Consider the following 20,393-nt stretch of genomic DNA (forward strand, 5'->3'; position numbering starts at 1 on the left):
ATATCCAACTAGATCGAGGACTTTCCCCGTGAGCGGCAACAACACTTCTCTTAGCTACAAAGATGCAGGCGTAGATATCGATGCAGGCAATGCGCTTGTTGAACGAATTAAAGGTGCAGTAAAGCGTACTCGTCGCCCTGAAGTAATGGGTGGCATTGGTGGCTTTGGTGCATTGTGTGAACTCCCAACAAAATACAAACAGCCTGTACTGGTTTCTGGTACAGACGGTGTGGGCACGAAACTGCGTCTTGCTTTGGATATGAAAAAGCACGACACCATCGGTATCGACTTGGTCGCGATGTGTGTGAACGATTTGATCGTTCAAGGTGCAGAACCATTGTTCTTCCTTGACTACTACGCCACTGGCAAACTGGACGTAGACACGGCAGCAGATGTAGTATCTGGCATCGCTGACGGCTGTGTGCAAGCCGGCTGTGCGCTGATTGGCGGCGAAACCGCTGAAATGCCGGGCATGTACGAAGGTGAAGATTACGACGTGGCCGGTTTCTGTGTCGGCGTGGTCGAAAAAGAAGACATCATCGACGGCAGCAAAGTGGCTGCGGGTGATGCACTGATCGCCGTCGGTTCAAGCGGTCCACACTCCAACGGTTACTCTCTGGTTCGTAAGATTCTAGAAGTATCGGGCGCAGATAAAAACGAAATGCTGGAAGGGAAAACCATCGGTGAACACCTTCTGCAACCAACCAAAATTTACATCCAATCAGGTTTAAAACTGATTGCTGAGCATGACATTCATGCGATTTCTCACATCACTGGCGGTGGCTTCTGGGAAAACATCCCTCGCGTTCTGCCACAAGGCACCAAAGCTGTAATCGACGGTAGCAGCTGGGAATGGCCGGTGATCTTCCAATGGCTGCAAGAGAAAGGCAACGTCAACACACACGAAATGTACCGTACATTCAACTGTGGTGTTGGCCTTGTGATTGCGCTGCCAAAAGATCAAGCACAAGCAGCGGTAGCGCTTTTGAAACAAGAAGGCGAAAACGCATGGGTGATCGGTGAAATCGCAACAGCTCAGGACCATGAAGAACAAGTAGAGATCAAATAATCCATGAAGAGTATTGTTGTTTTAGTTTCAGGAAATGGTTCCAATTTACAAGCGATCATCGATGCTTGTGAAACAAGTATTCGCGATGGCAAAGTAACGGCTGTTTTTTCAAACAAAGCAACTGCTTATGGCTTAGAACGAGCTAAAAAAGCAGGGGCGGCTGCCATCTTTATCGATCCAAAAGCGTTTGAGACTCGTGATGCTTTTGATTACGCGTTGATGCAACAGATCGATGAATATCAGCCGGACCTGATTGTCCTTGCCGGTTACATGCGTATTCTGAGCAACGAATTTGTACGCCATTACCTTGGCCGTATGATTAACCTGCACCCGTCATTGCTCCCGAAATATCCGGGCCTGAACACGTACCAACGTGCGATTCACGCCGGTGACGAAGAGCATGGCACCAGTGTTCACTTCGTCACCGAGCAACTCGATGGTGGCCCGGTCATTCTGCAAGCGCGCGTGCCTATTTTTGATGAAGACACGGTCGAAACACTGACCAAGCGTGTGCAATCACAAGAGTACCGCATTTACCCGTTGGTCACACAATGGTTCGTCGAAGGTCGCCTTGAGATGAAAGAAGGCAAAGCCTTCTTAGACGGGCAACCGCTCGGCATGCATGGTTACGCCGACGAGTAAGGTCGCTAACCACTCGGTTGAAAAAAGAAAAAGGGTTGATCGTGGATCAACCCTTTTTTATGTCCGTTTGATTGCTTAACGCGTCTATTCCAGCGGCGATTTCGGCGACTGATCGCCAGGGCGACCAGCCACATACGCGACGTCGCTGAGCATCCCCACGTTACTGTCGATCAGCTCCCCAAAATGAAACAGGTTATATTCTCCTGGTTTCATCTTCTGCCACACTTCGTTGCCCGTCAGCGGCTGAGTCGCAATCACCGACACCACATCATTGGGCGTGGTTTCTTCCTGAAAGTTAATCTCGACGTCTTCATCGAGCAAGGTGGCATGACCAAACGGCGCGCGACGTGTGATCCAATAGAGATGATTGGTGCAATAGCTCATCACGTATTCACCGTCGGACAGCAGCATGTTGAACACGCCCTTCTCACGCAGTTGATCGCACAATCGAGCCACGAATGCGAACACACCCGCCATGTCCTGTGGAATATCCGGATAGTGTTTTTCCAGTTCATCCAGCAGCCAGCAGAATGCAGCTTCACTGTCTGTCTGACCCACCGGGCGATGACGCCCAGACGGCAAATCTTGGTAATCGGCGAGTTGCCCATTGTGCGCGAACGTCCAGTAACGTCCCCATAATTCACGAGTAAATGGATGGGTATTTTCCAAATTGACGCCCCCACGATTCGCTTGACGAATGTGGCTGATCACCGCGCAACTTTTGATGGGGTAATTCTGCACCAGCTCCGCAATTTTCGATTGGCAGCTTGGACTTGGATCTTTGAAGGTGCGAAAGCCTTTGCCTTCGTAAAAGGTAATGCCCCAGCCATCACGATGCGGGCCCGTGCGGCCACCGCGCTGCATCAAGCCAGTGAAACTGAAACAAATATCGGTGGGTACATTGGCGCTCATGCCGAGCAATTCACACATGGTTTAAACTACTCCTTCTTTAAACCACTTCATTCACGGTAGCGGTCATTCGCGCCCCAGCCTGCATGCCGGGGCACTTTGATTATGCCATCTCTTTTTCAATCAACTGAATCACGATGTGGATAATCTTAATGTGGATTTCTTGAATGCGGTCGGCGTAGCCAAAATGAGGCACTCGAATTTCAACATCCGCCAGACCCGCCATTTTACCACCGTCTTTCCCTGTCAGGGCGATGGTTTTCATGCCTTTCGCTTTGGCCGCTTCAATCGCTTTCAGGATGTTGCCGGAGTTCCCCGAGGTCGACAAACCGAACAACACATCACCTTTTGCGCCCACGGCTTCCACATAACGAGAGAAGACGAAATCGTAGCCAAAATCGTTGCTCACACAAGACAGGTGGCTTGGGTCAGAAATGGCGATACCAGGGTAGCCCGGACGGTTTTCACGGTAACGGCCTGTTAACTCTTCGGCGAAATGCATCGCATCACAGTGAGAACCACCATTACCACAAGAGAGTACTTTACCGCCCTGCTTGAACGAGTCAGCAATCACTTTTGCTGCCGCTTCAATTTGCGCGATGTTGTGATCATCGCTCAGAAACTTGTTCAGAACGTCGGCAGCTTCGGTTAATTCACTTTTAATCAGATCCTGGTACATAGGTTTTTTCTCTTTATTAATCTGCTGGCAGACAAACTCACGTAGAAAACGAGAGTTTCGTTAACCTGAGTTTACCCAAACGATTTTCTCTGTCGATAGTCAGCGTCCAAGATTTGCAAGATTCGAACGCGGATCGAAGGGAAAAACTCTCGTTGAGAGCACAAATTAGAATTTTTGCTCTATTCAGATCACTTTTTAAACACAGCAAGGTTTTACATTTCATTAATACTTTGATTACACTCTAACTGGTAAGACCACCAAATATGTAAACCAAATTCCGGTCTGCACAAAGGATAAAAATATGGACATCTTGCTCTCAATCTTAGGGTTCGTGGTCGTGTTAAGCGGCTGCCTGTACCACAGAACCTCATTAATGACTGCCTTAGCCGCACTGACCGTGACCATGTTGGTCCTGTCGTTGTTTGGCCCAGCGGGTATCATCAGCTGGGCGCTGTACTTAGCCGCTATCGCGGTATTGGCAGTCCCGTCAATCCGTCAAAGTCTCATCAGCGGTAAGACACTAAAGGTATTCAAAAAAGTACTGCCTGCGATGTCGCAGACAGAAAAAGAAGCGCTTGATGCTGGCACCGTGTGGTGGGAAGCCGAACTGTTCAAAGGCAAACCGGACTGGCAACAGCTGAGCCATATCAAAGCACCCGCACTTTCTGCCGAAGAACAAGCGTTCCTGGATGGCCCAGTGAACGAAGTGTGCGCTATGGTGAACGACTATCAGGTGACTCACGAATTGGCGGATTTGCCTCCGGAAGTGTGGCAATACCTGAAAGACCACAAATTCTTCGCCATGATCATTAAGAAGCAGTACGGCGGCTTGGAATTTTCCGCGTACGCGCAATCGCTGGTGCTGCAAAAGCTGACGGGCGTATCGGGCGTGCTCTCTTCCACCGTCGGCGTGCCGAACTCTCTCGGCCCGGGCGAACTGCTGCAACATTACGGCACCGACGATCAGAAAGATTACTACCTCCCTCGTTTGGCGGAAGGCAAAGAGATTCCATGTTTCGCACTGACCAGCCCAGAAGCGGGCTCTGATGCGGGCTCGATTCCAGATTACGGCATCGTGTGCAAAGGCGAATGGGAAGGCAAAGAAGTGCTGGGCATGCGCCTGACATGGAACAAACGCTACATCACGCTGGCGCCAGTTGCGACGGTTCTTGGTTTGGCCTTTAAACTGCGCGACCCTGACGGGCTATTGGGCGACCAAAAAGAGATTGGCATCACGTGTGCTCTGATCCCGACACACCTCAAAGGGGTAGAAATCGGCAATCGTCACTTCCCATTGAACGTGCCGTTCCAAAACGGCCCGACGCGCGCGAACGATCTATTTGTGCCGCTGGACTTCATCATCGGTGGTCCATCGATGGCCGGCCAAGGTTGGCGCATGCTGGTGGAATGTTTATCAGTGGGTCGCGGTATTACTCTGCCATCGAACTCGACTGGCGGCATCAAAGCGGCGGCAATGGCAACGGGCGCTTATGCGCGCATTCGTCGTCAGTTCAAGCAACCCATTGGCCATATGGAAGGGATTGAAGAACCTTTGGCGCGCCTTGCAGGGAACGCTTACGTGATGGATGCAGCGAGCAACCTCACCGTCGCGGGGATTGATGCTGGCGAAAAACCATCGGTTATTTCTGCGATTGTGAAGTATCACTGTACCCACCGCGGCCAGCGTTCAATCATCGATGCAATGGACATCGTCGGCGGCAAAGGCATCTGTTTGGGCCCATCGAACTTCCTTGCGCGAGGTTACCAAGGTTCCCCTATCGCGATCACCGTGGAAGGCGCCAACATTCTGACCCGCTCCATGATCATCTTTGGTCAGGGTGCTATTCGCTGCCATCCGTACGTCTTGAAAGAGATGGAAGCAGCGTATTCAGACAGCGCCAATGCGGTCGAACAATTTGACGCCGCGCTGGCTGGCCATGTCAGCTTTACCATGAGTAACTTGGTGCGCAGCATCTGGTTTGGCCTGACCGACGGGTTCGGCTCTGCAGCGCCAACCAAAGACGCCACCAAACGTTACTATCAGCAACTCAACCGTTACAGTGCAAACCTTGCCCTGCTGGCCGATATTTCCATGGCTGTACTGGGTGGTTCCCTGAAACGTAAAGAGCGCCTGTCCGCGCGTTTGGGTGATATTTTAAGCCAACTTTATCTCAGCTCAGCAACGCTGAAGCGCTTTGAGAATGATGGTCGCCCAGCGGAAGATTTGGCCTTGGTGCACTGGGGGCTGCAAGACAGCTTGAAACAGACCGAAGTGGCGATTGATGAGTTCTTGGCGAACTTCCCGAACAAGGTGATCGGCAAAGCCCTGCGTGTCTTGATCATGCCCTTTGGCCGCGTGCGCAAAGCACCAAACGACAAGCTCGACAGCAAAGTGGCGCAGATCATTCAAACGCCAAGTGCGACCCGCTCACGCATCGGTCGTCATCAGTACCTCGAACCAACTGCACATAACGCGGTCGGCAAGATTGAACTGGCGTTGAATGTGATTCTGCAAGCAGAACCGGTGTTCGACAAGGTATGCAAAGCACTGAACGAGCGTCGCCCATTCACGCAATTGGATCAAGTGGCACAACGTGGCCTTGAGCAAAAGCTGATCACCGAGCAAGAAGCCGAACTGCTGATCGAAGCCGAGCAGCACCGCTTATACACCATCAATGTGGATGACTTTGCGCCGCAGGAGTTAGCAGCAAAAAAGTCACAACCCAAGCTGGTCGAGGTCGCGTGACCACGCGCAAGAAGACGAGCCAGCCAGCGAGTAAATAAGCGCCGCTGAGCAACAAAAAAAGGAGGCTGAATGCCTCCTTTTCTTTTTATCTCTAAATACTCAAGCCATTATTTCTTCGGCATGTTGAGCTGCATCTCTGGCGTGGCTTCTTTGCTGGCACGCAGTTTACGGCTCACCAGCCATCCCACCAACACCAGAACAATCACCACCACATTGCCCACGGCGATATACATGATGTTGCGTTGACGCGCCTCTTCGCGCATCTGAATGATCAGTTTTTCCTGCGCAATCTTACGTTGCTTGGCCGCTTCTTCTTCCTGCATTCGGCGCGTGGTTTCGAGGTCAATGTCCCCGACCACACTGTAGGTGTGCTCTTTGATTGGGAAATAGAGCGGACGCTGGGTGGCCAAGTCGGTCGCATACAACTTGCCATGCCAAGCATAATTGCCAAAGTTGCCTGAATACGGAATGGTCAACGAGACTTTAAGCGCATCTTTATCCGATTGCCCCTGTGTGACGATCACCGCTTTATCCGGATTGCTGTGTTCAACGTGCGCCGCCATCGAGCCGGGTTGAATCATGCCCTGCTCGCCACTGAACACGATCAGGTGCGGCTGATCATTTTCCCGGGATTGAATAAAGGTGGTGGAGATAGGGCTTGGGTACACCAACACTTCTTGCTCTTGCGCGCGTAAAAAGACCCCGTTTCCGGAGGTAATGCGCACACGATATTTCCCCGGCTCGGGTGAAATGGGGAGCGCCACGGTAAACACACCATCGCCCGGTTTTTCATCCAGTCCCTGCCCGTCATCGGCAAATTCACCAATCACGGTGGGTACGGGGCGTGCCTCTTTGACCAATTGGTCTTCATTTTCGATGTACTTGGTGAACGTCACCTTCAGGTTGACACGATCGAGGAAGTCACGCAGCAGCAGCGGCTTACCGTCAGACGTCAAACGAGCGGTGTATTTGAGTTGTTCACCTTGATAAAGGCGGTTTGGCAGCGCATCGGCGGCCAGTTGCAAATGCGAAATCAGTTTGATGTTGTTCTTGGGCGACACTTTTCCCACGGCTTGCCACGGGCCCGGCATCGGGTTATCGATGGAAATGATGTCCATCGACGGCTCTTCATACCAACGCACGTTGTCTGGGCTGCGCCATGCGTAATACTTTTTGCCATCCGGGCGCACCAGCACCACCGGTTGAGAGTTGTTCTCCCGGTAGACGACGAACGTAATCTGAGTGATGGTCGGGTCGACGCGGAACCGATTGTCCAACAAGGACATACTTGACTCATTGCTGGCAAATACGCTCGCGCTGAGCAGCAATGCCCATAAAGCCAATCCCATCCTCAACATAGCTTCTCCTACTGACGCCAAAGGCAAGTGCCACTTTTTTCTACGATATCCAGGCGATCCTGGTGTGCTTGTATTTCATCGGCCGTTGCGCGCAAAACCTTTAGCGCTTTTCGTCCTTCGGCGACGCGTTTTATTGCCCCCGCTCCCATTCCGTTCTCTTGCGAACTCCCTGAAAATTGCAGTGACGTCTGGCCACCGGTCATCAACAGATACACATCCGCCAGAATTTCCGCATCGAGCAATGCCCCGTGGAGCGTACGATGCGAGTTATCAATGCCGTAGCGATCACACAAGACGTCGAGATTGTTCCGTTTGCCCGGGAAGATTTTCTTCGCCATGGCCAACGTATCGGTCACCTTACACAGTTCATCGGTTTTCGCCGTCGGAATGCTCAGCTTGCTGAATTCATAATCCATGAAGCCGACGTCGAAGGGCGCGTTATGCGCGACCAATTCAGCGCCGCGAATGAAGTCCAAAAACTCCTCATGCACATCTTTATATTCCGGTTTATCGACCAGAAATTCATCCGTAATCCCGTGTACTTCAATCGCTTCGTCTTGAATGGCACGGTCTGGCTTGAGGTAGACGTGAAAATGACGCCCAGTCAGCTTCCGGTTGATGATTTCGACGGCACCGATCTCAATGATACGGTGGCCTTCGTAGTGTGGGCCGCCTTCGAGGTTCATACCTGTGGTTTCGGTATCGAGAACCACAATGCGACTGTATTCAGAATTGTTGCTAGTATTCATGAGGATATGTGTGTCAGACTATGCCAATTGTGTGCGAAACCCAATAGTATCAAATAATCATGAAGAAACAGGTGGAAATTTTCACTGATGGTTCCTGTTTAGGCAACCCGGGGCCGGGGGGCTATGGCGTCGTCATGCGCTATAAACAAGTCGAGAAAACCCTCGCCAAAGGCTATCGCCTGACCACAAACAACCGCATGGAAATGATGGCGGCCGTCGTGGCCTTAAAAACGCTCAAAGAGCCGTGCCACGTGAGTTTAACCACCGACAGTCAATATGTGCGCCAAGGCATCACGCAGTGGATCCACAATTGGAAAAAACGCGGCTGGAAAACGGCGGACAAAAAACCGGTAAAAAATGCCGATTTATGGCAAGCCTTAGACGCCGAAACCGCCCGTCATCAGGTGGAATGGCATTGGGTCAAAGGCCATGCTGGCCATCGTGAAAACGAAATGTGTGACGAACTGGCACGCAGCGCGGCAGAAAATCCAACCGAAGACGACGTCGGCTACCAACCAGAGAAGTGAGTTCACTCACTTCTTTTTTTATTGCGAATCCGATTTAACTCGGTAGTTGACCCCAACAGGTGACAAACGTCGTTTCAGACGCCAATGGGGTTTAATCGGCTTGAGCGGATAGGTGCGTTTGCGGGCGACGATAAAATACAGGCTGCCAAACGGCGCGCCGCAATCCCCGAAACTGTTTTCCAGCCACGTCCACAGCGGGCGATATTTTTGCATCGGAAACAGCGCGTATTGGTCGCATTCAATCACTTGATAATTCAACACACTCAGCCAGTCTTTGATGCGGTTTGGGGTGAACATTCGCCCACTCCATGGCAAATTGTGCTTGCGCCACGGCATCAAACTCGCGAGCCCAGTTAAACTCAGCGGATTAAATCCGGTCAAAATAATGTAACCATCGTCGATGAGCACGCGGTCGACTTCCCGTAAGATGCTGTGCGGATCGTTACAATAGTCCAACTGATGCGCGACAATCACCGCATCAATGCTCTTTTCCAGAAACGGCAAATCGTACGCATCGGCAATCACGTTGTGCAAAGGGTTCTGGATATCGAGTTGAACTTGGTGTTGAATATTACAATTACAACTCACGAGCTCGCAGCTCAGGCCACCCAGTTTTAGCATGTGGTAACCGAAGAGTTTCGGGCACCATTCATCGAGCCGAGTTTGAATCGACTCACTCACCCATTGGCCGTTCTTCAATTGAGACCAAGAATGGGGTTTCTCAAGATTTTTTTCGCTGCGCGCTGGTTTCATTGCTAACTCGCTTCACCACGGTGACTGGAGATAACTCATGTTACATATCAAAAGCATACCCGCATTTAATGATAATTACATCTGGCTGATACAAAATAGCGATCGCCGTTGTGCCGTGGTCGATCCGGGCGATGCTGCGCCGGTCTTAGCGTACTTGTCTCAGCACGATTTAACCTTAGAAGCGATTCTGATCACCCACCATCATCACGACCACATCGGGGGAGTGCCGGAGTTGGTGCGTCAGTACCCAAACGTGGATGTGGTGGGCCCATCGCAAGAGCCCATTCCCACTCTGACCCACCCAGTCGACGCAGGCGATCAAATCGAGCTGTTTGATGAGCGCTTTATGGTGTTGGGGCTACCCGGTCACACACTCGGCCACATCGGTTACGTTGGCGATGGCAAGCTCTTTTGTGGGGATGTGCTGTTTTCGGCTGGCTGCGGCCGCGTGTTTGAGGGCACCATGGAACAGATGTTCACCTCACTCAGCAAATTGGTCGCGCTGCCCGAAGAAACCGAGGTGTACTGCGCCCATGAATACACCGCCAGCAACGTGGCGTTTGCGATGGCAGTGGAGCCAGACAATGAACAATTACAGATCTATCGCGATGAAGTCATTCGCCTGCGTGGGCAAGGCTATGCCACCTTGCCCAGCACCGTGCGCCGCGAAAAATGGATTAACCCATTTTTGAGAACACAAGAACCAAGTGTGATGAAGTCGGTAGCCAACCGCACGCCACAAACCGATGCACTCTCAATATTTACCGCATTACGTGAGTGGAAGAACGAATTTTGACGTTTTCTTGCTTGTCAGGCCATTCATCCCGAAAGTATTATCAGCAGCCAAGAATTAAAAAGGCTGTCTTACATGCGAGTACAATTCAGCTGGGTAATTGCACTACTATTAGCCGGATGCCAACTTACCCAGCCCTTGAGTCAAAATACATCAGAGACCAACGAGGAAAACACGCCAGCATCTCAGGTCACACCACCCACCAAACCTAAAAAAACACCGGTGGTTGTCGCGCCTAAAGTGCTGACGCCTCAGGAGCAGGACGACGTGTGGCAGCGCATTGCCATGCAACTCCAGCTCCCCATTCCGGACGACAAAACCGTCGACTACTACCGGACATGGTATATCAAACACCCCGGCCATTTAGAGATCGTCGCCAAGCGCGCCGAGCCCTTTCTGTACCTCATCACTGAGAAAATCGAACAACGCAATTTGCCGCTTGAACTCGCGCTGTTGCCGATCGTTGAAAGCTCTTTCGATGCCTTTGCATACTCCCACGGCAGCGCTGCCGGGTTATGGCAGTTTGTGCCGGGCACCGGCAAAATGTACGGGCTTGAGCAAAACTTCTGGTATGACGGTCGCCGCGATGTCGATGCTGCTACCGATGCTGCACTCGATTACCTCACTTACTTAAGCAATCGTTTTAACGGCGATTGGTACAACGCCATTGCGGCCTATAACAGTGGCGGCGGACGTGTCTCCAGCGCCATTCGTAAAAACACCAATTTGGGTAAACCGACCGACTTCTTCTCACTCGATTTACCCAAAGAGACCAGTGGCTACGTGCCGAAATTACTCGCACTGGCAGACATCATTGCCAATCAAGAACGATACGGCGTCTCGCTGCGCGCGATTGCCAACAAACCCGTGTTGAAATTGGTGGATCCAGAAGAGCAGCTTGATTTAGCGATTGCCGCCAATTATGCCGGCATCAGCGTCAAAGAGCTGCAAAGCTATAACCCGGCCTATAACCAATGGGCGACAGCACCGGATGGACCATTCCAACTGTTACTGCCAATCGATACGGTGGCGCGTTTCCAACAAAATGTCGAAGAAAATCGCGGCAAAGGCATGAAATTGGTGCGCTACAAAGTGAAAAGTGGCGACACACTCAGCGTGATCGCGACCAAACACAGCACCACCACCAAAGTGATTCAAACGGCGAACAATTTGTCCGGCACCTCCATCCGTGTCGGCCAGTATTTGATGATCCCCACCTCGGTCAAAGATGAGAAAGCGTACGCGCTCAGTGCGAGCAATCGTCTGGCTAAAACGCAATCGCTGGCAAGAGGCAAATACAAATTAACCCACACCGTACGCTCAGGCGACAGCCTGTGGACCATTGCTCGTGCCAATAACGTCTCTCACCAAGCGTTGGCGAAATGGAACGGCATGGGCCCGCGCGATACATTACGCGTGGGGCAAAAGCTGGTGATTTGGAAAGACAGTACCGATGGCGCCATCATTCGAACCGTGTTCTATCAAGTTCGTAATGGCGACACGCTGAGTGACATTGCGGCGCGTTTTAGTGTCAAAACACACGACATCGTCAAGTGGAACGATTTGGCCAACCAGAAGTACCTGAAACCAGGTCAAAAATTGAAACTGTACGTGGACGTCACGAAGGTGAGTGTATGAAACCCTCTGCAAACCCACTCATCATGTTAGTGGACATTTTCCGTTCCCCCAGCGACTGCTTTGCTGCGCTCTACCAGCGCGGCATGTGGGGATGGCAAACCTACATTGTCTTGATGATCACACCGTTCCTGTTCTGGGGGGCCTACTTTGACAATGTCAATTTTGAGTGGCTCAAACAGGGACTGGCCGCGCAACTGGCAAGCACGAACCCCGCGCAGTTGGACTTGCTTGAAGCCAACACATTGATGGCAAGTGAGATCATCAGCGACATCGTTAGCCGCACCTTGACCATTTTTGTCTTGGCTTTGTGGTTTCGTTTGGCAACCAAGCCCGTGCAGCCGACGATGGGATTCTGGAAATGGTTTGCTGCCAGCACGGTTGTGATCTTTCCGGCCGTACTCGGCGATCTGGCCAGCTATGCCAGCTTGATCCTCAAACATGGCCATGTGATGAGCTACGCGGCGGATCTCAACAGCCTCAACGGCTTATTGAAACTGCCATTGACCAGCGATTGGTCACAATTTGCCAGCGCATTCCCGATTTTGCTGCCATGGTACATTGTGCTGGGTTATGCGGCCGTCGGCACTTGGACCCCGTTAGAGCGCGGCCAAGCATTGGTGATTGCCACCCTGCCATGGATTGCGTTCTACCTTATCTGGGCGCTGTATATCCTGATAAGCTGAATTCAAGTAACAATGGGTTATGATCAGAAGCGTCCGATTCGGGCGCTTTTGCTTTTTTCAGCGTCAGTTGTTTATAAAACACATGATCGAGTGGTAAGCCATTAATAAAACGAGCTCGGTTATCCGGACTGAAGGTCGCTTCCTGCATCCCGAGGGCGCTCAGCGCATCGCGCAACACTTGGGTCCGCTTTTCACTCCAACTGTTAAAGTCACCGGCCACGAGGATCGGCCCTTTATGCTGGCGCAGCTCTTGAATCAGCGCCGTGAGTTGTTCGCGATACTCCTGCGTACCATATGAAAAGTTCACCGCGTGCAGATTCACCACCGCCAGCACTTGACCATTGCTCAGCGGATACAAGGCGTAGATGCCGGATTTAGGCAGGCGCAACCACGGCTCCATTTCCGTGTAGCCACACGCCAGTTGCGGCATGTGACGCGATAAATTCAACACGCCCGCCGACTCACCCAGCACCTGAAATGCGTTGACTCGCGTGCCCCCCCAATGGTGTTCGGAGATCCAGCGCTGCAAGGCAGGGGTCATGCTCGCTTCTTGCAGCAAGACCAATTGCGCATCGTGACTAAAGCGATTGAGCTCCGCCTGCCAAGTGTCGCGGTTTTGCTTGTAGATATTCCACACCACCAGCTTCAGCGTCCCGTTGTCATCCAATGCCTCAGCATCGGGATCGTGGTAACACACCAAGGGCTGACCACGCTCATTTTTTCCGATCGTGAACAATTGGGGTTCAGCGGGAACGGTAAACACCAGCGAAAAACCAATCAGCGCCAAAATCACCCCAATCGGCAGCACTAACCACAGAAGACGTTTTTTCATCAGCAATCCAACTTACACAACATGGCACGACCTCACCTTTGCACTATCGAGCCATTCACTGTCGAGGCATGCGCTATAAAACCATGCCCTATCGAGCCACAGCACCGACAAACCATAGCACTCGTCAAAGTGAGCGCTCAAGTGAAAACGGCCACAACAGGTTTTACACCCGCAAAAAAAATAAGGAGCCGAAGCTCCTTATTTTTATGACATCTTTGGCTTAAATCGCATCTTCATCTTCTTCGCCCGTGCGAATACGAATGACACGTTCAACATTGGTGATGAAAATCTTACCGTCACCAATCTTACCGGTTTGCGCGGTTTCGATAATGGTATCGACGCATTGATCAGCCACATCTTCAGTCACGACGATTTCCAGTTTCACTTTAGGCAGGAAGTCGACCATGTATTCCGCGCCGCGATACAGCTCCGTATGGCCTTTCTGGCGACCGAATCCTTTCACTTCGGATACCGTCATCCCGGTAATTCCCACTTCCGCCAACGCTTCACGGACATCATCGAGTTTAAATGGCTTGATAATGGCTTCGATTTTTTTCATGTTCATCCCTTAAACTTCGTTTCGTTGCTGGCATTATCTGCTAGCCGTTGTAAACAATCAATAAAAAGCCCAAGCAAGGCTTGGGCTGTCTCACAAACTCAAGGAGGCGATCACTTCAGGCTTGCAAAGTACGCCGCAAGGTTGGCAATGTCATCATCGCTCAGCATCGATGCCTGCGCTTGCATCACGACCGCTAAACCACCGGTACGCTCTTTGTTTTTGTAGGCCTTAATGGAAGTCACGATGTACTGCTCATTCTGGCCCTTGAGGTTTGGATACCCCGGGATCACCGCGATCCCATCTGCGCCATGACAAGCGGCACAGACCGCTGCTTTGGCTTTCCCTGCCGCCGCATCACCAGCCACTGCATTGCCAGCCAACAGCGATAAACCCAACATCATTCCCATTGCGACTTTATTCATTGCTCACCCTTATTTGTCCATAGTGATTATACGTATTTATGAATGCAATTTTGGCACGAAAAAACATCACTTGTCCCAGATGAGTTCACAATCTTGCCCGCTGAAGTCACGATCCACGAACAAATTTGCTACCGCCACCACGTTCTGGTGATGCATCACGATCGGCATACGGCGTCTTAGCCAGCTAGGCACTTGATATTCCTGAAAGAGTTTTTTTAATTTACGCGTTCCCACTCGGCCTACGGGACAAGCTGACAGACCTTCAGGATTAAACGTGACCCACAAATGTTCGGGGTCTGAAGGACAACGCAGTGTCCCTTGCTCGCTTTTAGCAAGAGTCAACTGCCCGAGGTGATCCGGCAAAGCCAACGCACAGCCAAACACCAAGGGCTGCTGCCAAGCCGACACATCTTGCACCAATGGCACGCAATACAAGCGCTGCTGAAAACGGCGAATCTCGCACTCCCCCAGCTTGAGTTTCGGGTTGGCATCCGCCTCTGCCAATGCCACTTCGCGCCACAACACGTCTAACTGTACGCGGCTGGGCATCGCAAGTCCTTGCGCAGCCAACCAATAACGCAACAATTGGCGACGTAGTACATCGCTGTGCGACGTCAATACGGCGACCGACAAGCTGCCATCCCCTTGGGTCGCCGCGTGCAGCGCATCGCGCAGCAGTTCTGCCAGCAATTCGTCTTGCTCGGCACAGAGCTGTGCGCTGCGCTGAACCGCCTGACGAATGCTTGGCCAGCGCTCACTCAATATCGGTGTCACGCGATGACGCAAAAAATTCCGCTCATAGCGCTCATCCTGATTGCTTTCATCTTCGACCCATTGCAGATGATGCTGCAGGGCAAAATGCTCGATCTGCGCACGGGAGACACTCAGCAATGGACGCAATAATTGACCACAAGAAAACGGGGCTTGCTGCGCCATGGAGGCCAACCCTTTCGGCCCGCTGCCACGTTTCAACGCTAACAAAAACGTTTCCAGTTGATCATCGGCATGCTGACCCAGCAAAAGCGTGCTGCCAGGGTGCATGTGTGTCGCCAACGCAGCATAACGCGCCTCACGCGCCAACTTTTCAATGCTTTCGCCACTGGCAGTCGCCAAACTGACGCGTTCAATGGCGAGTGGCACGTGAGCGGCTTGGCACCAGTGCTGGCAGCGCTGTGCCCACTCATCGGCATTCACACTCAACCCATGGTGAACATGCACCGCTTGCACGCTGATGTCACGCTCTTGACGATAACGCGCGATCAACGCAAGTAACACACGCGAATCGACGCCGCCACTGAAGGCGAGCACAAAATAGCGTGAGGGCTGTGCATCAAGTAACTGACGAGTATGGGCGTACAAATCCATGGCAATGTCGATTGAGTCAAAAGAACCGCTTGAGTATACCGTAAAGCGCTGACGCAGGCAGCGGGCTGAATGGGGTCTCATGCGGAAAAACAAAAAGGCCGGACAATGTCCGACCTTTTTCCATCCAATTGCAAGCAGTGCTTAGCAGTAACCGTAGCTCATCAAGCGTTGGTAACGGCGTTCAAGCAGCGATTCGTGGTCTAGTTGTTCCAGATCCGCCAACTGACGCAGTAGCGTTGCTTTCATGTTCTCTGCCATTTGCACGTGATCGCGGTGCGCGCCACCCAGTGGCTCTTCAATCACTTCGTCGATCAGTTCCAGCTCTTTCAGGCGCGGCGCAATCAGGCCCATCGCTTCTGCAGCTTGTGGTGCTTTATCCGCATCACGCCACAGAATCGACGCACACCCTTCAGGTGAAATCACCGAGTAAGTCGAGTATTGCAGCATGTTGACATAGTCACCCACACCAATTGCCAGTGCGCCACCAGAGCCGCCTTCACCGACCACGTTACAGATCACTGGCACGGTCAGGCCAGCCATCACTTTCAGGTTTTTCGCGATCGCTTCTGATTGACCACGCTCTTCTGCGCCAACACCTGGGTAGGCACCCGCCGTGTCGATGAAGGTAATGATTGGCATGTTGAAACGCTCAGCCATTTCCATCAAACGCAGGGCTTTACGGTAACCTTCTGGCTTTGGCATCCCAAAGTTACGTTTTACTTTTTCACGGGTTTCACGGCCTTTCTGATGACCAATCACCATCACAGGGCGACCATCTAAGCGAGCCATGCCGCCCACGATCGCTTTGTCGTCAGCAAATGCACGGTCACCGGCCAGTTCATCGAACTCCGTAAACATGTTGTTGATGTAATCTAAGGTGTAAGGACGTTGTGGATGGCGAGCCATCTGTGCCACTTGCCATGCCCCTAAATCACCGAAAATTTTCTTTTTAAGCTCTAGGCTTTTCTTTTCTAGCTGTTCGATCTCTTTTTCAAGATCTACGGAAGTTCCACCGCCATGACGAGACACGTCACGAAGCGCCTGAATTTTAGCTTCCAGTTCTACAATAGGTTTTTCAAATTCTAGAAAATTTAGGCTCATCTACCGATCCTTTTTTACTCAGCTCACCATCGCGCAGCTGAATTTTAGTTAAATTCAAGTTCTACCTGGTCATTGCCAAGTAGCTGTTTTAATTCGTCTAACAATGTATCGCTTGGAGTCACACGCCATTCAGTGCCTAACGTCAGGCGCGCGCGCGCATCGGGGCGCTGGTAGTATACATTGACAGGGACAGTCCCTGCTCGGTGAGGCTCTAAGATCTGACTAAAGCGCTCAAAAAACTGTTCATCAACCTGTGACTGTTCAATCGAGATCGATAAACCACGGGCATATTTTTCACGCGCGCTGCCCAAGTCCATGACTTCGCGCGCCGACATTTTAAGGCCACCATTGAAGTCATCAAAGCTGACCTGTCCGGAAATCACCAGAATTTTATCTTTTTCTAACAATTCTGCATACCGATCCAGCGCATCAGAAAACAGCATCACTTCCATTCGGCCGCTGCGGTCATCCAGCGTCATCAACCCGATGCGGTTCCCCCGCTTGGTGGTCATCACGCGGGCGGCAATCACCAACCCAGCCACAGTCAGCGATTGATCGCGACGCGTCGGCATGGCTTCATTCAATCGACAACTGGTGTACTTATTGAGTTCCTTGAGATAGGCGTTAATCGGGTGCCCGGTCAAATAAAGGCCGAGCGTTTCGCGCTCCCCTTCCAACCAGACCTTCTCCGGCCACTCAGGAACCTGAATGTATTTTCGTTCAACTTCTTCCGGCGCATCGGTCAACACGCCAAACATGTCTGCTTGACCAAACGCTTCCGCCTGATGGTGCTGACTGGCAGCTTTCACCGCATCATCAAGTGACGCCATCATCGCCGCACGGTGCGGCCCCAAGCGATCCAGTGCGCCAGCTAAAATCAGCTTTTCAATCACACGTTTGTTGACTTTCTTAATGTCAATGCGCGCGCAGAAATCAAACAGGTCTTTGAAGTAGCCGCCTTTGTTGCGCGCTTCAAGAATCACTTCAATCGGGCCTTCACCCACCCCTTTGATCGCACCGATCCCGTACACAATGGCGCCCGTGTCATCGACGTTAAATCGGTACAGTCCCGAGTTAATATCCGGCGGCAACACTGTCAGCCCCATGCGCATGCATTCATCGACAAGGCCCACCACTTTCTCGGTGTTGTCCATATCCGCCGTCATCACCGCCGCCATGAATTCCGCCGGGAAGTGCGTTTTCAGCCACAGGGTTTGGTACGATACTAAAGCATAGGCTGCTGAGTGCGATTTGTTAAAGCCATATCCAGCAAATTTCTCTACCAGATCGAAGATTTTCATCGCCAGTTCGCCGTCAACACCGTTGTTTTCGGCACCAGACTGGAAGACGGCACGCTGCTTGGCCATCTCTTCTGGTTTTTTCTTACCCATCGCACGACGCAGCATGTCCGCTCCACCGAGCGTATAGCCCGCCAGCACCTGAGCAATCTGCATAACCTGTTCCTGATAGAGAATGATGCCGTAGGTCGGCTCCAAAATCTCTTTCAGTGACTCGTGCTGCCACTTTTCATCCGGGTAAGAAATCGCTTCTCGGCCGTGTTTACGGTCGATAAAGTTGTCCACCATGCCCGATTGCAGCGGGCCCGGACGGAACAGGGCCACCAAGGCGATGATGTCTTCAAAACAGTCGGGTTGCAGACGTTTGATCAACTCTTTCATGCCGCGCGATTCAAGCTGGAACACCGCGGTGGTTTCCGAGTTTTGCAGCATGCGGAATGAGGCCGGATCCACTAAAGGAATCGATTCAATTCGCACGGGCGGTTCACCGGCTTTTTCACGGCGCGGGTTAATCAAGCCCAATGCCCAGTCGATGATGGTCAGCGTTCGCAGCCCCAAGAAGTCAAACTTCACCAGACCAGCGTATTCCACGTCGTTCTTATCGAACTGCGTCACCGGATGGTGGCCTTCGGAGTCACAGTAGATGGGCGCAAAATCGGTGATCGCCGTTGGCGAGATCACCACCCCACCCGCGTGCTTACCGGCGTTTCGCGTACACCCTTCCAGAATACGACACATGTCGATCAGTTCTTTCACTTCTTCGTCTGCGTCGTACAGTTCTTGTAGCGCTGGTTCCGCTTTGAACGCTTTTTCCAGTGTCATACCCGGATCGGGGGGAATCATTTTCGAGATCCGGTCGACGAAACCAAAGGGATGCCCCAACACACGGCCCACGTCACGAATGACGGCTTTGGCCGCCATGGTACCGAATGTGATGATCTGCGATACCGCGTCGCGGCCATACATCTCCGCCACGTGATCAATCACCTGATCGCGTTTATCCATACAGAAGTCGACGTCGAAATCGGGCATCGATACCCGTTCCGGGTTAAGGAAACGTTCGAATAGCAGATCGTATTCCAGCGGATCAAGGTCGGTGATTTTCAGCGCGTACGCAACCAAGGAACCCGCACCTGACCCCCGGCCAGGCCCTACGGGAATGTCGTTATCTTTGGACCACTGAATGAACTCCATGACGATCAGGAAGTAACCCGGAAAGCCCATCTGGTTGATCACTTTGAGCTCAATTTCCAGACGCTCATCGTAAGCCGGGCGACGCTCAGCGCGCACCGCCGGATCGGGGAACAAAAATTCTAGGCGCTCTTCTAAGCCTTCGTGAGATTTCTTGACCAGAAACTCGGTTTCTTCCATCCCTTCAGTTGGGAACGCGGGCAGGAAGTATTCACCCAAACGCACAGTCACGTTACACCGCTTCGCGATCTCGACGCTGTTTTCGAGTGCTTCCGGAATATCGTCAAACAGCTCGCACATTTCCTCTTCGCTACGAAGGTACTGCTGCGCGCTGTAGTTTTTCGGACGACGCGGATCTTCCAGCGTGTAACCGTCGTGAATGGCGACGCGAATTTCGTGCGCATCAAATTGGTCGGGGTCAATAAAGACCACATCGTTGGTCGCGACCACCGGCAATTCGGCTTGTTCAGCCAGCTCTAAAGCAAAGTGCAGGTAATTCTCTTCGTCGGCGCGGCCAGTACGAACCAATTCAAGGTAAAAGTTGTCGGTGAAATGGGTTTGGTAGAACGCCACGCATTTTTCCACCAGCGCTTGGTTGCCTTTGAGCAACGCACGGCCAATGTCGCCGCCTTTGGCGCCGGACAGGAGAATCAAACCTTCGGCGTATTTAATCAACCACTCTTTGTCGATCACAGGTTGGTTCTGCACGTGCCCACGCAGGTAGGCATCTGAAATCAGCAACGTGAGATTTTTGTACCCAACATTGTCTTTCGCCAACACGGTGAGCCGAGTCAACTCATCGCCAAACTCTTCCGAACGCACAAGAAAGTCAGCGCCAACAATCGGCTTAACGCCGCAGCCGTGTGCCGTGCCGTAGAACTTCACCAAGCCACAGAGGTTGGTAAAATCTGTCAGCGCCATTGCTGGCATGCCCATCGCGGCCACTTTCTTCACCAGTGGCGGCACTTTTGACAAGCCGTCAACCATGGAAAAATCACTGTGAATGCGTAAGTGGATAAACTTCGGGTCTGACATTCAATTCTGTCCTGGAGTATCTGAGATTGGAGACTGGCGGTTAT

The 20,393-nt window shown here is 52.0% G+C and carries 18 protein-coding genes; 7 read left to right on the top strand and 11 right to left on the bottom strand.

The window, feature by feature from the left end; genetic code table 11:
• Nucleotides 1–28: 28 nt before the first annotated feature.
• On the top strand, nt 29–1,069 hold the full coding sequence (gene purM / locus VFA_RS03640) for a phosphoribosylformylglycinamidine cyclo-ligase (protein WP_004724837.1): 1,041 nt from the start codon (nt 29–31) through the stop codon (nt 1,067–1,069).
• 3 nt (nt 1,070–1,072) lie between these two features.
• Nucleotides 1,073–1,711 (top strand): phosphoribosylglycinamide formyltransferase, encoded by a 639-nt coding sequence (gene purN, locus VFA_RS03645; RefSeq protein WP_004724838.1) that lies wholly within the window; start codon nt 1,073–1,075, stop codon nt 1,709–1,711.
• An 84-nt stretch (nt 1,712–1,795) separates the two neighbouring features.
• Here the strand turns inward: purN and VFA_RS03650 are convergent, their stop codons facing one another.
• Both VFA_RS03650 and lpcA read right to left on the bottom strand, forming a co-directional pair.
• The gene (locus VFA_RS03650; protein WP_004724839.1) at nt 1,796–2,641 is read right to left on the bottom strand and encodes a class II glutamine amidotransferase; all 846 of its coding nucleotides are present in this window, start codon (nt 2,639–2,641) and stop codon (nt 1,796–1,798) included.
• Nucleotides 2,642–2,723: 82 nt separating this feature from the next.
• Nucleotides 2,724–3,299, bottom strand: coding sequence for a D-sedoheptulose 7-phosphate isomerase (lpcA, locus tag VFA_RS03655; protein WP_004724840.1), 576 nt, complete (start codon nt 3,297–3,299; stop codon nt 2,724–2,726).
• A gap of 301 nt (nt 3,300–3,600) precedes the next feature.
• Here lpcA and fadE point away from each other — a divergent pair, with 301 nt between their 5' ends.
• The gene (gene fadE / locus VFA_RS03660) at nt 3,601–6,045 is read left to right on the top strand and encodes an acyl-CoA dehydrogenase FadE (protein WP_038150838.1); all 2,445 of its coding nucleotides are present in this window, start codon (nt 3,601–3,603) and stop codon (nt 6,043–6,045) included.
• Nucleotides 6,046–6,152: 107 nt separating this feature from the next.
• Here the strand turns inward: fadE and VFA_RS03665 are convergent, their stop codons facing one another.
• Nucleotides 6,153–7,403 (bottom strand): TIGR03503 family protein, encoded by a 1,251-nt coding sequence (locus tag VFA_RS03665; protein WP_014204571.1) that lies wholly within the window; start codon nt 7,401–7,403, stop codon nt 6,153–6,155.
• A gap of 8 nt (nt 7,404–7,411) precedes the next feature.
• Nucleotides 7,412–8,152, bottom strand: coding sequence for a DNA polymerase III subunit epsilon (dnaQ, locus tag VFA_RS03670; RefSeq protein ID WP_004724846.1), 741 nt, complete (start codon nt 8,150–8,152; stop codon nt 7,412–7,414).
• A 59-nt stretch (nt 8,153–8,211) separates the two neighbouring features.
• On the opposite strand from dnaQ, the gene rnhA reads away from it, so the two are divergent.
• Nucleotides 8,212–8,679 carry a ribonuclease HI gene (gene rnhA / locus VFA_RS03675; protein ID WP_004724848.1) on the top strand — a complete coding sequence of 156 codons (468 nt, stop codon included), beginning with the start codon at nt 8,212–8,214 and terminating at the stop codon, nt 8,677–8,679.
• 18 nt (nt 8,680–8,697) lie between these two features.
• Here the strand turns inward: rnhA and VFA_RS03680 are convergent, their stop codons facing one another.
• Complete coding sequence (locus VFA_RS03680; RefSeq protein ID WP_004724854.1) at nt 8,698–9,432, bottom strand: class I SAM-dependent methyltransferase; 735 nt, start codon at nt 9,430–9,432, stop codon at nt 8,698–8,700.
• 37 nt (nt 9,433–9,469) lie between these two features.
• Here VFA_RS03680 and gloB point away from each other — a divergent pair, with 37 nt between their 5' ends.
• From gloB to VFA_RS03695, 3 genes are all read left to right on the top strand, one after another.
• Nucleotides 9,470–10,228, top strand: coding sequence for a hydroxyacylglutathione hydrolase (gene gloB / locus VFA_RS03685; protein WP_038150853.1), 759 nt, complete (start codon nt 9,470–9,472; stop codon nt 10,226–10,228).
• Nucleotides 10,229–10,300: 72 nt separating this feature from the next.
• Complete coding sequence (locus VFA_RS03690; protein WP_038150855.1) at nt 10,301–11,863, top strand: lytic transglycosylase; 1,563 nt, start codon at nt 10,301–10,303, stop codon at nt 11,861–11,863.
• Nucleotides 11,860–12,546, top strand: a complete 687-nt coding sequence (locus VFA_RS03695) for a YIP1 family protein (protein WP_004724860.1) — start codon at nt 11,860–11,862, stop codon at nt 12,544–12,546. Before VFA_RS03690 ends, VFA_RS03695 begins: the two co-directional genes overlap by 4 nt.
• On the opposite strand, the gene VFA_RS03700 is transcribed toward VFA_RS03695, so the two are convergent.
• The 6 genes from VFA_RS03700 to dnaE all read right to left on the bottom strand — a co-directional run bounded on the left by VFA_RS03700 (nt 12,515) and on the right by dnaE (nt 20,349).
• Nucleotides 12,515–13,378: an endonuclease/exonuclease/phosphatase family protein gene (locus tag VFA_RS03700; protein ID WP_004724862.1), complete on the bottom strand. Its 864-nt coding sequence runs from the start codon at nt 13,376–13,378 to the stop codon at nt 12,515–12,517. The genes VFA_RS03695 and VFA_RS03700 overlap by 32 nt on opposite strands.
• 220 nt (nt 13,379–13,598) lie before the next feature.
• Nucleotides 13,599–13,937, bottom strand: a complete 339-nt coding sequence (glnB, locus tag VFA_RS03705) for a nitrogen regulatory protein P-II (protein ID WP_038150877.1) — start codon at nt 13,935–13,937, stop codon at nt 13,599–13,601.
• Between the two features lie 110 nt (nt 13,938–14,047).
• Entirely contained in the window at nt 14,048–14,359 is a 312-nt protein-coding gene (locus tag VFA_RS03710) for a c-type cytochrome (RefSeq protein WP_014204566.1), read from the bottom strand.
• Between the two features lie 66 nt (nt 14,360–14,425).
• Nucleotides 14,426–15,724, bottom strand: a complete 1,299-nt coding sequence (gene tilS / locus VFA_RS03715) for a tRNA lysidine(34) synthetase TilS (protein WP_004724870.1) — start codon at nt 15,722–15,724, stop codon at nt 14,426–14,428.
• Nucleotides 15,725–15,865: 141 nt separating this feature from the next.
• Nucleotides 15,866–16,825 carry an acetyl-CoA carboxylase carboxyl transferase subunit alpha gene (gene accA / locus VFA_RS03720; RefSeq protein WP_004724871.1) on the bottom strand — a complete coding sequence of 320 codons (960 nt, stop codon included), beginning with the start codon at nt 16,823–16,825 and terminating at the stop codon, nt 15,866–15,868.
• Nucleotides 16,826–16,869: 44 nt separating this feature from the next.
• A complete protein-coding gene (gene dnaE, locus VFA_RS03725; RefSeq protein ID WP_004724872.1) occupies nt 16,870–20,349 on the bottom strand; it encodes a DNA polymerase III subunit alpha in 3,480 nt (1,159 codons plus the stop codon).
• Nucleotides 20,350–20,393 lie beyond the last annotated feature (44 nt).

It is taken from the genome of Vibrio furnissii CIP 102972 (assembly GCF_000176175.1).
GTDB classification, from domain to species: domain Bacteria; phylum Pseudomonadota; class Gammaproteobacteria; order Enterobacterales; family Vibrionaceae; genus Vibrio; species Vibrio furnissii.

What these genes read in the sequence shown, in the direction of transcription:
- purN (WP_004724838.1), top strand. Translation starts at nt 1,073, where the DNA reads ATGAAGAGTATTGTTGTTTTAGTTTCAGGAAATGGTTCCAATTTACAA.
- VFA_RS03650 (WP_004724839.1), bottom strand. Translation starts at nt 2,641, where the DNA reads ATGTGTGAATTGCTCGGCATGAGCGCCAATGTACCCACCGATATTTGT.
- lpcA (WP_004724840.1), bottom strand. Translation starts at nt 3,299, where the DNA reads ATGTACCAGGATCTGATTAAAAGTGAATTAACCGAAGCTGCCGACGTT.
- fadE (WP_038150838.1), top strand. Translation starts at nt 3,601, where the DNA reads ATGGACATCTTGCTCTCAATCTTAGGGTTCGTGGTCGTGTTAAGCGGC.
- VFA_RS03665 (WP_014204571.1), bottom strand. Translation starts at nt 7,403, where the DNA reads ATGTTGAGGATGGGATTGGCTTTATGGGCATTGCTGCTCAGCGCGAGC.
- dnaQ (WP_004724846.1), bottom strand. Translation starts at nt 8,152, where the DNA reads ATGAATACTAGCAACAATTCTGAATACAGTCGCATTGTGGTTCTCGAT.
- rnhA (WP_004724848.1), top strand. Translation starts at nt 8,212, where the DNA reads ATGAAGAAACAGGTGGAAATTTTCACTGATGGTTCCTGTTTAGGCAAC.
- VFA_RS03680 (WP_004724854.1), bottom strand. Translation starts at nt 9,432, where the DNA reads ATGAAACCAGCGCGCAGCGAAAAAAATCTTGAGAAACCCCATTCTTGG.
- gloB (WP_038150853.1), top strand. Translation starts at nt 9,470, where the DNA reads ATGTTACATATCAAAAGCATACCCGCATTTAATGATAATTACATCTGG.
- VFA_RS03690 (WP_038150855.1), top strand. Translation starts at nt 10,301, where the DNA reads ATGCGAGTACAATTCAGCTGGGTAATTGCACTACTATTAGCCGGATGC.
- VFA_RS03695 (WP_004724860.1), top strand. Translation starts at nt 11,860, where the DNA reads ATGAAACCCTCTGCAAACCCACTCATCATGTTAGTGGACATTTTCCGT.
- VFA_RS03700 (WP_004724862.1), bottom strand. Translation starts at nt 13,378, where the DNA reads ATGAAAAAACGTCTTCTGTGGTTAGTGCTGCCGATTGGGGTGATTTTG.
- glnB (WP_038150877.1), bottom strand. Translation starts at nt 13,937, where the DNA reads ATGAAAAAAATCGAAGCCATTATCAAGCCATTTAAACTCGATGATGTC.
- VFA_RS03710 (WP_014204566.1), bottom strand. Translation starts at nt 14,359, where the DNA reads ATGAATAAAGTCGCAATGGGAATGATGTTGGGTTTATCGCTGTTGGCT.
- tilS (WP_004724870.1), bottom strand. Translation starts at nt 15,724, where the DNA reads ATGGATTTGTACGCCCATACTCGTCAGTTACTTGATGCACAGCCCTCA.
- accA (WP_004724871.1), bottom strand. Translation starts at nt 16,825, where the DNA reads ATGAGCCTAAATTTTCTAGAATTTGAAAAACCTATTGTAGAACTGGAA.
- dnaE (WP_004724872.1), bottom strand. Translation starts at nt 20,349, where the DNA reads ATGTCAGACCCGAAGTTTATCCACTTACGCATTCACAGTGATTTTTCC.